This is a genomic window from uncultured Clostridium sp. (assembly GCF_947072515.1).
GTDB lineage: Bacteria > Bacillota > Clostridia > Clostridiales > Clostridiaceae > Clostridium.
Genome location: NZ_CAMTIG010000013.1, coordinates 20,286 through 33,585, shown reverse-complemented (window position 1 = coordinate 33,585; position 13,300 = coordinate 20,286). Strand labels below are relative to the sequence as shown.

Sequence of the window (13,300 nt, the reverse complement as noted above, 5' to 3'; positions counted from 1 at the left end):
TTTTGAAGTAGTATAATTTTACATATTCTTTTTTCTGAATATTCCGAATATTTTATAAACGCATTGTTTTATGCCCTTAGTTTTCCATTTTCTTATCTTTTTCTTGATATAAATCATGTTTTTTGAATTATTTAACTAATAACTGTAAATTATTTTTTACTTATTTTTGAATAAGTGGATTTTATCTATTGCATATCTATACTATTTTTTCAGTTATGTATTTTTTGTAAATCTGTTTAGTATACCTTTACATAAGGCCTTTCAGCATTTCTCATCCTTTCATTTTTCTTCCTTTTCACTCTTATTTCATTTTGCATAATTTTATTTTTAAATTTCATTTTTCTAAAATATTTATTTAAAGACAATTTTTCATTTAGATATAACTTACTTTTCTTTATTCATTCAATAATTTTCTATACAAACTAAAATATCCCACAAGTTTTCTATCTCTGAAATAGAAACTTAATAAATCCCAGAAAAATTTTAACCTTTCTGGGATTTATCATATTATTTATTTACTTCTAATTAAAAATCGATTTATGAATAATATTCTTTGCATCAAACTTTTTTATTTTAAATACTAATTGCAAACAATATCCAAGCCCTATAGCACTTATTAATGTTCCAAGTCCAACTATTCCTCCAAGAACATATCCTAAAACTAATACTATTATCTCTATAATTGATCTAATATATTTAATTTCAATATTTAACTTTTCATTTAATGCTAACATTAACCCATCTCTTGGACCACATCCTAAGCCACATCCTATGTATAAATAACAGCCAACTCCCATAGTAAACATTCCTATTATCATCATTACTATACCCATAGTAACATTTTCAGCAACTGGAATAATTTTGATGTATATAATAAAATCAATAATCGGTCCTACTATTATCATATTTAATATAGTTCCTATTCCTAGTTTCTGTCCAAGAATGACTCCTCCTACAAGACAAATTATTCCTGCAATAACACTTGCCCATCCAATTGTTAAAAAAGTATGCTTTTCAATTCCTTGATGTAATACATCCCAAGGTGATAATCCTAAATTAGAATTAAGCATAAATACAGTTGAACTTGCACAAAGTATAAAGCCTCCCATAAGTCTAAAAAATTTTTCTTTCAATTCTCCCATAATATCCTCCCCTATTATCATATACCTACTTATATTTTAAGTAATCTAAATACATTATATTATTATATTTAAACTACGCCTCTTTTTCTATCTATTTTTATAAAATCTCCTCTTATTTTATAAATTGTTTTTTACACCTACTTAGTATTATAATTAAATGTATTTATAATTTAAGGAGGAAAATTTTTATGGGATTTTTTTTAAAATGCCTTCCTATAGCAATAGGTGCTGGGATTGGTTTTTGCTATCACCAAAATAATAGTTTTAAAACTACTAAGATATGTCTTAATGCCGATGTGAAAAATCTTTTGAATTTTATACAAATATCTGATTTGCACAGCAAAGAATTTGGTAAGGATAATAATAAATTAAAAGAAAAAGTTCTTTCTTTTCACCCTGACATTATTTTTGCTACTGGTGATATTATTGATTCTAATTTAAAAAATTTTGATAAAACTCTAAATTTTTTAATAGACTTAAATAAAAAATGTCCTGTAGTTTATATTCCCGGAAATAACGAAAATAGAATTAAAGAGTTATCTTTAATTTTAAAGACACTAAAAGAGAATAATGTAATTACACTACAAAATGAATTTGCTAAAATTACAGTTAAAAACCAAGAAATAAATATTTTAGGATTGTCTGAACTTCTAGATGCTCATAACAAGTTTGGCCTTAACCGATTAAAAGCTACATATCACCTTACCGGATATGAAAAACTTCTAAAAGAACTTGAATCAAAGACAGGTTTTAAAATACTTTTAAGTCATTATCCTGAAAAGGTTTCACTTAAAGGAGATTATTCAACTTATAATTTTCATATCATGCTTTCAGGTCATGCTCATGGAGGTCAATTTATTCTTCCTTTTTTAGGTGGTTTATTTGCGCCAGGTCAAGGTATTCTTCCAAAATTTTATGGTGGACTTTATCCTGGAACTAAAGGACATCTAATTGTTAGTCGTGGACTGGGAAATAGTGGATTTCCATTACGTTTATTTAATAGACCTGATATAGTAAATATTAAAATCGAACCAAAATCCATATAAAAATAATATAAAAGTTGAAACTATTCAATAATTTCAACTTTTATACCTTCTATAAAATTCTTAATACTCTTATTTAAAATACTGAACTAAGAATTCCTTAAAATCTACTAACTCTTCTGATAACTCTTTTCTTTCATTCCATGAAACTCCAATTACTCTATTAGAATAAATATTCTCAATCTCAATTTTCATAGGTAAGTTTTTTCTTTCCTCATCCCACCAATACTCTGGCATAATTGCTATACCAAAATCATCTAATACTAACTTAAATAAAACTTCAATATCATTACTTTCAAACATAATATTTGGTGTAAACCCATTAGCAATACACATTTCTTCAATATTTTTTTGGAATGTATACTCTGTTGATAATGCAATAAATATTTCTGTTTCTAGTTCTTCAATATTTATCCTCTTCCTTTTTGCTAGTGGATGCTTTTTTGATGTTGCTAAGAAGAATTTCTCTTTTTTTAACTCTTTAGAGATTACTCCATCTTTCTCTATTAAAGGTGTTGATATAGCAAAATCAATCTTTCCTTCTTCTAATTCCTTTTCAATTTCTTTTGTTGACAATTGAAATAATTTAAATCTAATATTAGGTCTTTCTCTTAAAAATTCTTGGAATACATCCGGTAATAATCTTGTTATTGTTGCACCTACGACAATAGTTTTCTTTTCTATTCCCTTTAGCTTATCTATTTCTCTCTTACCTTGCTCAATTTCATAAAATGCATTTTCAACTCTTTTTAAAAAAGCTTCTCCACATTCATTTAATTTAATTCTTCGTCCATCCCTTTTGAATAATTCTGTTCCTAGATCTTCTTCTAATCTACTTATAGTTCTACTTAAAGATGATTGTGATATGTATAATTCATTTGCAGCCTTAGTCATATGCTGTACTTGTGCTACTTTCATAAAATATTTTAATTGTAATAACTCCATTCCTTCCTCCTTATTTCTTCTAATACATATAATTATATCAAATTATGTATTAGAATTTATATTTTTTTCTATATATAATATACCCATAGACATTAATTTATAAATTTTAATTACTTAGGAGGTTTTATTTATGAAACGAATTTTATTTGTTATTTGCATAATGGCAGCTAGTGCTAATCTGCCTGCTCCATTATTCCCAATATATCAATTACACTTTTATTTAAACAATTTTGATTTAACTTTACTTTTTGCTATTTATACAGCTTGTATGATTCCAAGCCTTTTAATATCAACTTCTTTAGTTAAACGAAATGGAACAAAATCAGTTGTTTGCACAGGAATTGTTTTAGCAATTCTTTCATCCTTAATATTTATCTTTACTAAAGATGCTTTTATGCTTTATTTAGCAAGAGCTGTTGAAGGTATTGCACTTGGAAACTTTATGGGAACAAGTAATGGACTTCTTATTAAAAATAGTCCTAATATGGCTAAAGCATTAGCTTTATCTGGTGCTATGACACTTTTTGGATTTGGACTTGGACCTTTTTTAAGTGGATTAATCGCTGAATACTCACCATTAATTCCATATGTACTTCCATACATAGTTTTATTTTTACTTTTACTTATTGCTACAGTTCTTTTACTTTCTGTACCAAATGAAAAAGAACCTGTAAATAAGAAAGAGAAAATTAGATTTAGTTTAGGTATACCTACAAATTCTAAAACACTTTTCTTATTATTTATTTGTCCAACTGTATTTATTATGCTTGCATTAAACGGAGTAGTTATATCATTAATTCCAATTTTTGTTCATACTGTTTTAAAATCAAGTAACTTATCTTACTCTGGAATTCTACTTCTTATATTCCTAGGTGGTGGTTTTACAGCTCAATTTATAAGAGTTCCACGTAATAATATAAGACGAATTCAAATAGGAATGTTACTTCTTATAATTGGAACATGGCTTGTTATTCAATCTGGAAATAAAGTAAGCATGATGCTTTTATTCCTTGGTATGATAATTTTAGCTATCGGTAACGGACTAACTTTTCAATCTAGTATACAACTTGCAGGTATGCTTTCTACACCAGAAGAATCATCAAGTGTTATCTCCACTTATTATTTAGCTGGATATACTGGAATGGCTGTACCAACTATAGGAATAGGTATTCTTTCCGTAGTACTTTCTCTTATGTGGTCTTTAGTTATTTTCGGTATTCTAATAACAATACTTGGAGTAGTCTTAATTTTCTTACCAAGATTTATTAATAAAAAGCATCCAATTAAAATACTTTTATAAAAAAAGCTGCCATAAGCAGCTTTTTTTATTTTATTCATATTCATATTTCATTTGCAATACATCGTAATATTTATCATTAAGTTTTAATCCTTTATCAATAACACGTACTCTTTCAAAACCCAATTTACTATAAAGTGCTATTGCTCTTGTGTTTTCTAATCGAACATCTATCTCTAATGTTTTATATCCATATTCTTTTCCCTTCTTCATAAGTTCCTTTAACAACATTAATCCATATCCCTTTTCCCGATAACCTTTAATTATTCCCATACTAATATATCCAATCTCTTTACATCTAAAATCTGCCTCTGCAAATCCAATTATTTTTTCATTTTCAATTAACCATAATGATGGCATTTTCAAATCAACAAACATTCTAATCCACTCTTTAATTATTTCAAAAGGATATGCCTTTGTTGTTGCAAAATACTCTTCTTCTCTTGCAATACTATCGAAAGCTTCCCAATAAGACTTTATATACTTCATATCAGCATTAATTATCTTTATATTTTCCATAAAAGACTCCTAATAATTTCATATAATAAATTATATTCATCCGCCTTTAAAATCTCACCTATTATTTTCAAAAAAATAGAAACAATAAAGTATTTTCCTCATTGTTTCTGCTATCTTACTATTTATTTAATTTATATACTCTAATTTCTGTTCCATAATCTTGTCCCCACTCTGGCTGATCATTTAAGGCTTCCATTATTAGAATATCATTATTTATATAATCAGTTGATCCTTTTACATATGGTATTTCATCAATTATAGTTTCTATTTTATTTCCTTTAAGTTTTCCTATCATCTTTTGTGCTCTTACTCCTGGCTCTATATAAAGTGATATATACCCATCTTTCATATCAATTCCATCCATAGTTTTAAATTCACTTTCATAAACTACTGAAAATTTTTGTTCCTTTATATTATATGCAGTAAGTGAATCTATAGGTAAATAATTTCTAAAATATACATATTCATCTATCATTCCTATCATATGAAATTCTCCCTGATTTTTTTTACGTATTTCATTTTCACTTAACTCTTTCATTACTACGTTATCTTTATCTATATTGAATTCAAATATGTTTCCAAATCTATCTGCTCCTAAAATTCTATCTTCATAAGAAAACATACTCTTTAATTGAATTTTAAAATTTTCATTTTCAATAAGATATTCTTTATTTTCTTTTCTGTCTCCTAAGATATAAACTGGTTCTATTTTTTTATTGTATCCTATAACTAAGTAGTACCTATTATCAGAGTTAAACACTTCTATATGCTCTACTTCTGCTATATTATATTTTTCTTTCATAAGTTTAACTGCTTTAATTTTTTCTTCTTCAACAGTTTCCTTATTTTTATCCTTATATTCTTTCACTTCACTTGAATAAAATTTCCCATACTCTTTATTTTCTTTTTCATTTAAATACTCTTCAAAAGTCTTTTTTTCTCTTCCAATTTCTTTAAGTTTTCCATCTTTTTCATCAAGTTTAAATTCTACTAAAAAAGCATTTAATTTTGTTTCTTTTCCTGTTCTATTACTTATTATTTTATTTTTTTCAACTTCTATATCACCTTTTTCAAGTTCTGATACTACTCCATAAAACTTTTTATCAATTTCCATTACCCATGAAAGTTTATCACCTTCAAACTGAATGTTTAAGCCATCATTAAATTTCATTTCTTCCGTAATATCAAATAAATAACTTTTAAAATATAAAGTTCCATCTTCATAGTTTATATCACTATATTCCATATCTCTTTCATATCTAAATCTTTTTATAAGTTCAGATTTATCTGCTTCTTTATTTTCTATATTTTTTAATTCTGTAGCTTGAATCTTTTTTCTACTTTGAACATATCGTGTTTCTTCTTCAAATAAGTCTTTACTTGTAACTACACCCATAAGAATTCCTATGCAAATACCACTAATTCCCCATGCTAAAATATTCTTCTTTTTCATAAAAATCTTCCTCCTTTAGAGTAACTATATTTTAACATTTTTAGGTATATATTAAAAGTTTTCCTTTTAATATAATGAGCGATTCAAACGTAAATTTTTACAAACATTTTTGTTTGTAACTTTGTAATCTTTTTATTTGTATTTTTGTAAACATAATTATTTGTATTTTATTTTTATTTAATATAATTATAAAGGAGCATGTACAAAATTTAATTATTCTATACTGCTCCTTCATTAATATTATTTAGTTTAATATATAATCATCTATACATTCTGCTACTGAATCAACTATATAACTTGTATTTTTCTTTAAGTTCTCTTCTACTTCATGGAATGTAAAAGAATTTTTTGTTATATTAAACATAGTTAAATCATTCCATGAATCTCCTATAGTAAAAATATTTTTACTATCAATTTCTTTTTTTCTTGCTATATATTTTACAGCATTTCCTTTTGAACAACCTTTAGGTACTACATCTATATATTGTGAATTTCTATATGCTACAACAGTATCATATTTTTTATTTATTTCTTCTTTTATACTCTCTATTTTTTCTATTGAATAATCTCTGCAATAAATCGAAATAAGACTTATATCTTCCTTTATTTCTTCTAATCCTTTAACTTTTATCAAATTCGGATAAGGTAGTTCTGCTTCTTCTGTTAAAAGATAGGTTATATATCCTGTTTCAACTGATACTAACATATTCTCTAAAATATAATTTTGCAATATTGTATTAACTACCTCTTTATTTATTTTTTCATGTTTAATCACTTTTCTATTTTTATTTAATATTAATGCTCCATTCAGTAATACATAGTAATCAACTTTAATATCAAATTTACTTTCTATAAACTCTACTCCATTTAATGGTCTTCCTGTTGATACTACAAATATTTCACTATTTTCATTTAACCTTTTTACTGCTTGTTCATTTTTTTCTGTAATTTCATTATTTAATACTAATGTTCCATCTAAATCAGACGCTAATAATTTTTTCATCTGTTCTCCCCCTTTTTATATCAATTTTACACTAACTTACCATTTTTATAAACTGCTAATATTTCTCCTATAGTTTCTAGTTTATTAAATGGATTTTCATTTAACACCAAAAAGTCTGCTATCTTATTTTCCGCAATAACTCCATACTTATCATTTATATCTAAAAGTTCTGCTGAATTTATAGTTGCTATTTTTAAAATATCTTTAACTGCTACATTGCATTTTTGTAATAGCAAAAGTTCTTGATAGGTTGTTCCAAAAATACATCCTGGAACTCCTGAATCTGTACCTAATGCTATTTTAACACCTGCTTTATATGCTTTTTCTAAATTTTTACCGTGATTCTTATACATTCCTTTCTCTTTTTTATATTCTTCTTCACCAACTATTTTTTCTCCGTTTTCATATCCATTTACTATACTATATCCAACCTTTAATGTTGGTACTAAATAAGTTTTATTTTTCACCATAAGTTCTATACACTCATCATCAATAAGTGATCCATGTTCTATGCTATCAACTCCTGCTAATATTGAATTCTTTATTGCTTGTACACTATGAGCATGAGTTGCTACTTTTTTATTTGCTTTATGACCTTCAATTACAGCTACTCGTAATTCATCTTCATTGAATTGGTATGCATTAACATCACTTCTTGGAGTTATAACCCCTCCAGATGCAGCTAATTTAATTATATCTGCTCCCATTTTTATAGACTCTCTAGTAGCTTTTCTTACTTCCTCTATTCCATCTGCTTCTCTACCTATCATATTCATATGTCCACCAGTCATTGTTATAAATTGGCCACAACATTTTATATTAGGTCCTTTTATAATTCCCAAGCTTACACACTCTTTTAAACTTATATCGAATCCTCTTGCTGATCCCAAATCTCTTATATAAGTTACTCCTGATTTTAATAATGTCTCTAAATTATTTATCGCCACTGCTGTTGCTAATACCGGATCTATATTTTCCTTAAATAAGTTTATTTTTCCACTTCCATCTGAAAAAACATGCACATGACAATCTATAAGACCCGGCATTATATATTTACTCTTCAAGTCAATTATTTCTTCAAATTTTCCCTCTATAATTTCATCTTTATCTAGTATTTTTTTTATTTCTCCATCTTCAATAATTAACGATTTCCCTTCTAAAATCTTTGAATTAATAACATCTACAATATTTGCATTTTTAAAATAGCTTTTCATATAAGTCGATACACTAGGTATCTTCCCTCCTTTTCTTTATGTACTTACCTTCTCATAATTTAATTATGTCTTTTTTAATTTATCATATAAATATCTCTTCAATCTATCCTATTCTCTTTCTTCTTTAATTGTTTATAAAACTTTTTATTTTTCTATTTTTATTAAATTAATTTGTGAAAACAGCTAAATTATCTTAAGCTTTAACTCTTTTATCTCATAGCGGGGCAAAATAGCTGTAAGATAATTTATTTGTTTTCTATAAATTAAAAAACAAACTTAATTTATAGTATTACAGCCCCGCCTAACCTATACTTTTAAGTTTCATCTTTAATTTTTTTATTTATTTTATTTCATTTACGAGGATTTTATTTAAGTATAAATATCTATATGATATAATAAATAAAAAAACTATTTAAGGGGGATTTCTTTTTATGAAAAAAATTAAATTTGGAATAATTGGTACAAGTTCTATTACTGAAAACTTTCTAAATGCAGCTAAATCTATTGTAGATTTTGAGTTAGTTTCTATCTATTCTCGTGATCTAGAGAAAGCAAAATCCTTTGGTGCAAAATTTGGTGCAACTTTATTCTTTGATGATTTAAATTCCTTTGCAAATTCATCTGCTTTTGATGCAGTATATATTGCATCACCAAATTTTCTTCATAAAAAACAAAGTATTGCTATGTTAAACGGTGGTAAGCATGTTCTTTGTGAAAAAGCTATTGGCTCTAATGAAAAAGAAGTTTTAGAAATGATATCTACAGCTAAAGAAAAAAATTTAGTTCTTATGGAAGCTATGCGAATAACTTGTTTACCAAATTTTTTAGAAGTGAAAAAAGCATTAAGTAAAATTGGAATTGTAAGAAAAGTTTTCTTTTCTTATTGTCAATATTCTTCTAGGTACGATAATTTTAAAAAAGGTATTATAGAAAATGCTTTCAAACGTGAAATTTCCACTGGTGCTCTATCCGATATTGGAATCTATTGCGTGCATCCATTAGTAAACCTTTTCGGGGTTCCTCATTCAATTCATGCTACTGGAGAAGTACTTCATACTGGAACTGATGGTTCTGGAGTTGCTATTTTCAAATATGATAATATGGATGCTACTATTATTTATTCAAAAATTTCAAACTCCTATCTTCCTTGTGAAATACAAGGTGAAAATGGAACGATTTTAATTGATTCTATTCGCTTCAATAATATTAAAATTATATATAGAGATGGCTCTACAGAGGATATCACTATCCCTCAAATAGAAAATGATATGTGTTATGAAATCGAGTCTTTTATTCAAACTATTCTAAGTAAAAGTACTGAATCTTCTTTAAATCCTTTATCCCAATCTTTAGAGTCAATAAAAATCATAGATACTATCAGAAAATCTCTTGGTATTGTATACGATTCCGACTTATAATAAAAAGCCTAGTAAAAAATATTTACTAGGCTTTTCAGCAATATACTCTATAAATTTAAGAATCGATTCTTTCCCCATTTTGATAAAATAGACATACAAGCTATAATTCCAACTAAAGCTAAAATACCAATTATCATAATATATAGAATTAAGTCTATTTTAATCTTTACATAAATAAATCCTATTATAAATGTAAGTCCCATACCTCCAAAAGTCATAATCATTGTTGCCGTACTTCTCTTTACTACAGCAATTTCTGATGTCCAATTTAATACTGGGAATAATAAATTTATTATTAATCCTAAGGCAGGCATTAGTATTGCTACAATTAAAAGTAATATTAATGTTAGTATTATATCTATAATACTTAATTTCAATCCAATTCCTGATAAAATTGTACCAATCAATACTGAAGGGATAGTTATCATTAAATTTGTTGCTATTTTTGCTTTAAATATTTTCATAACATCTACAGGCATTACTTTTAAAAACCATAATTTATTTCCTTCTAGTGATATACTTGTTGCTGTTGTAGTTGTCAACATTAAACAAAGTACACCTACTATACATACGCCTGCAAGTTCTAAATTTTGTATACCTAAAGAAGCAAATTCCTCTAATATATTTTTTCCGGCAAAAATTGTTGCAGCTCCAAATATAATATACATTATTGCTCCAATAATTACATTTAAGGTTACCATAGGCATAGAGAAAAGTTTTTTAATTTCATTGATTACAAGTGACTTTATTACACTACTTTCTTTTAATTCACCCATTTTGTAATTATTTTTCATAGTTGTTTCTTGTAATCTACTATTTACTCTATTAAATACTTTACTTACAAATAAAACAAATACTATAAATATTATTAATGATAAAGAAATAAAAATTATAAAGTCCTTAAAGCTTCCATTTACTAATGCTCCTATATAGAAACGTGTTGGTGGATATACTGCATATACTATTTCATTTACTGATTTTGCATACTTTTCAACATTTTCAGTTATATTTTGGATCATTATTTGAGGAAGAAATATAGCTCCTATAGTTATCACTAAGAAAATAATAACTGTAAAAAAGTTTTTTCCTTTCATCTTAGATGTTACATATAAAATAATTGTTCCTATAAATGTAGCTATAGATACTGGTATCATAGGAATTACTAAAAGCATTATTATTGCATAAACTAAGAAAAATGGTGATGTTTGTACATTCATACTATATATAATAAATGATGGCAACATACAAATTAACATAATTAAATAAGTTGGCAATATTACTGTTATTATTTTTATAATAATTATTTTAAAACTACTTATTGGCATTGCACAAAGAGTATTGTAATCTTTATTTCCAAAAATATATCCAGCCATTTTATATATAGATGTAAACCCAATAAGTCCTATAGATAAAAGTATTCCTTGAAGTAATATTATATCTCCAAGCCCTAATTGAATTGCAGGTTTTGCTACCATATCTGTAAAAACTATCACTAATCCTATCAAATATATAAACAAAACTCCTATTCCTATAGTCTTCAGTATCTCTTTTTTATTTTTCTTTTGAAAAACTCTATTTATTCCATATGTGTTTATAATATTATATTTTAATAAAGATATAATACTATTCATCTTCTTCTAGCTCCATAAATAAATCTTCTAATGAATTATCACCTATAATCTCTTTTGTATTTCCTTGTGCAACAATTTGTCCATTCTTTATTATTGCTACTTTATTACAAAGTTTTTCTGCTACCTCTAATACATGTGTTGAAAAGAATACACTTAATCCTTTCTCACATTCTTCTTTCATTATTTCCTTTACTTTATGTGATGCTAATGGATCTAATCCTACAAAAGGTTCATCTAATATAAGTAATTTAGGTTTATGAATTAATGCTGAAATCAATACAAGCTTCTGCTTCATTCCATGAGAATATGAACTTATCAAATCTCCTAATGCACTTGTTATTGAAAATTCATCGCCATATTTTTTTATTCTTTCTCTTCTATCTTCCTTTGATATTCCATATATATCTGATATTAATGTAAGATACTGTATTCCTGTTAAATTTTCATATATATCCGGATTATCTGGAACATATGCTATTATTTTTTTACATTCCATCGGTTTATCTTTAATTGACATTCCATCTATTAAAATATTACCTTCTTCTATTTCTAAAATTCCAACTATAGCTTTTATAGTAGTTGTTTTTCCTGCTCCATTATGACCTATAAATCCAAATATATCCCCTTTTTTGATTTCTAGGCTTAAATTATCCACTGCCTTTTTATTTCCTTTATATGTTTTAGAGAAATTTTTTATACTTAACATCTACTTTCCCCACCTTCATTTTTTGTTATATATAATATATAACACTTGTATCACATTGTCAATATTTTCAAATGAATTTTTATTTTGAATTTTATTCATATTCAACTTTATATTAATAATAATTCAATCTAATCTTTATAACTGTGATATAATAGATATAGAATATCTTATTTCAATAAATTATTTTATTTATTAAATTAATTTTATAAATATGACAAGAGAAAATATCAAAATTTTTTATTCTCCTATTTATCTAATAATCTATTCTAAAAAAATTATTATAAGGAGAGTGTTTTTATGTTTACTATTAATGATTACATAATTTATAGCACAAGTGGAGTTTGCAAAGTAGCTGATATTGTTAGTGAAAAAAATAGGGATGGGGATATGATAGAATATTATGTTTTAAATTCTATTTCGGAAAATAACACTAAAATTAAAATCCCTACTAATACTACACTATTTATGAGACCTCTAATCAATGTAGATGAAGCTACTGCTATTGTTAATAACAATGATTTATGCTCACTATGGGTTGAAAATGAAAGAGAAAGACATACTTATTTCACTAAACTTCTAAAAGAGGGTAGTTTTGAGATTTGGATGAATATTGCAAATAGTATCCATGCTAAAAAGCTTGAAAAAATTAAAGCTTCAAAAAAATTAAATCAATCAGATGAAAGAACTTTAAAAACTGCTGAAAAACTTCTTACAGAAGAGTTATCAATAATTTTAGATAAGTCTCCATCTGAAATAATACTATATAAATAAATTATAAATTTATAATTTGCAATTCTTCATTCTGAGAATTGTTACATAATAAAAAAACTGCGTTAAAGAAATTTTTCTTTAACGCAGTTTTTTTATTATGTTTATTTATGAACTTTTTTTCTTTTATTTTAGTTATTATTCGTATATTATCTTGATTT

12 protein-coding genes are annotated in these 13,300 nt (G+C 25.9%); 4 read left to right on the top strand and 8 right to left on the bottom strand.

The annotated features are described in order from the left end of the window. Positions 1 to 521: 521 nt before the first annotated feature. A complete protein-coding gene (locus Q0W06_RS06835; RefSeq protein WP_297633196.1) occupies positions 522 to 1,142 on the bottom strand; it encodes a hypothetical protein in 621 nt (206 codons plus the stop codon). Between the two features lie 188 nt (positions 1,143 to 1,330). Between Q0W06_RS06835 and Q0W06_RS06830 the strand changes: the two genes are divergently transcribed. Beyond that, positions 1,331 to 2,188 (top strand): metallophosphoesterase, encoded by an 858-nt coding sequence (locus tag Q0W06_RS06830; RefSeq protein WP_297633194.1) that lies wholly within the window; start codon positions 1,331 to 1,333, stop codon positions 2,186 to 2,188. A 69-nt stretch (positions 2,189 to 2,257) separates the two neighbouring features. Here the strand turns inward: Q0W06_RS06830 and Q0W06_RS06825 are convergent, their stop codons facing one another. After that, positions 2,258 to 3,130, bottom strand: a complete 873-nt coding sequence (locus tag Q0W06_RS06825) for a LysR family transcriptional regulator (RefSeq protein ID WP_297633192.1) — start codon at positions 3,128 to 3,130, stop codon at positions 2,258 to 2,260. A gap of 130 nt (positions 3,131 to 3,260) precedes the next feature. Here Q0W06_RS06825 and Q0W06_RS06820 point away from each other — a divergent pair, with 130 nt between their 5' ends. Then, the gene (locus Q0W06_RS06820) at positions 3,261 to 4,430 is read left to right on the top strand and encodes an MFS transporter (RefSeq protein WP_297633190.1); all 1,170 of its coding nucleotides are present in this window, start codon (positions 3,261 to 3,263) and stop codon (positions 4,428 to 4,430) included. Positions 4,431 to 4,460: 30 nt separating this feature from the next. Here Q0W06_RS06820 and Q0W06_RS06815 read toward each other — a convergent pair whose 3' ends face one another. The 4 genes from Q0W06_RS06815 to Q0W06_RS06800 all read right to left on the bottom strand — a co-directional run bounded on the left by Q0W06_RS06815 (position 4,461) and on the right by Q0W06_RS06800 (position 8,616). Beyond that, entirely contained in the window at positions 4,461 to 4,946 is a 486-nt protein-coding gene (locus Q0W06_RS06815) for a GNAT family N-acetyltransferase (RefSeq protein WP_297633188.1), read from the bottom strand. Between the two features lie 118 nt (positions 4,947 to 5,064). Beyond that, positions 5,065 to 6,399 carry a DUF5590 domain-containing protein gene (locus Q0W06_RS06810; protein WP_297633186.1) on the bottom strand — a complete coding sequence of 445 codons (1,335 nt, stop codon included), beginning with the start codon at positions 6,397 to 6,399 and terminating at the stop codon, positions 5,065 to 5,067. 244 nt (positions 6,400 to 6,643) lie between these two features. Continuing rightward, on the bottom strand, positions 6,644 to 7,402 hold the full coding sequence (locus Q0W06_RS06805) for a Cof-type HAD-IIB family hydrolase (protein ID WP_297633184.1): 759 nt from the start codon (positions 7,400 to 7,402) through the stop codon (positions 6,644 to 6,646). Between the two features lie 26 nt (positions 7,403 to 7,428). After that, on the bottom strand, positions 7,429 to 8,616 hold the full coding sequence (locus tag Q0W06_RS06800; protein ID WP_297633183.1) for an amidohydrolase family protein: 1,188 nt from the start codon (positions 8,614 to 8,616) through the stop codon (positions 7,429 to 7,431). A 431-nt stretch (positions 8,617 to 9,047) separates the two neighbouring features. Between Q0W06_RS06800 and Q0W06_RS06795 the strand changes: the two genes are divergently transcribed. Continuing rightward, on the top strand, positions 9,048 to 10,034 hold the full coding sequence (locus Q0W06_RS06795) for a Gfo/Idh/MocA family oxidoreductase (RefSeq protein WP_297633181.1): 987 nt from the start codon (positions 9,048 to 9,050) through the stop codon (positions 10,032 to 10,034). A gap of 47 nt (positions 10,035 to 10,081) precedes the next feature. On the opposite strand, the gene Q0W06_RS06790 is transcribed toward Q0W06_RS06795, so the two are convergent. Together Q0W06_RS06790 and Q0W06_RS06785 are read right to left on the bottom strand one after the other, a co-directional pair. Next, positions 10,082 to 11,665 (bottom strand): hypothetical protein, encoded by a 1,584-nt coding sequence (locus Q0W06_RS06790; protein ID WP_297633179.1) that lies wholly within the window; start codon positions 11,663 to 11,665, stop codon positions 10,082 to 10,084. Then, positions 11,658 to 12,371 (bottom strand): ABC transporter ATP-binding protein, encoded by a 714-nt coding sequence (locus tag Q0W06_RS06785; protein ID WP_297633177.1) that lies wholly within the window; start codon positions 12,369 to 12,371, stop codon positions 11,658 to 11,660. The genes Q0W06_RS06790 and Q0W06_RS06785 overlap by 8 nt, the downstream gene beginning before the upstream one ends. 297 nt (positions 12,372 to 12,668) lie before the next feature. On the opposite strand from Q0W06_RS06785, the gene Q0W06_RS06780 reads away from it, so the two are divergent. After that, on the top strand, positions 12,669 to 13,142 hold the full coding sequence (locus Q0W06_RS06780; RefSeq protein ID WP_297633175.1) for a CarD family transcriptional regulator: 474 nt from the start codon (positions 12,669 to 12,671) through the stop codon (positions 13,140 to 13,142). Positions 13,143 to 13,300: the final 158 nt, after the last annotated feature.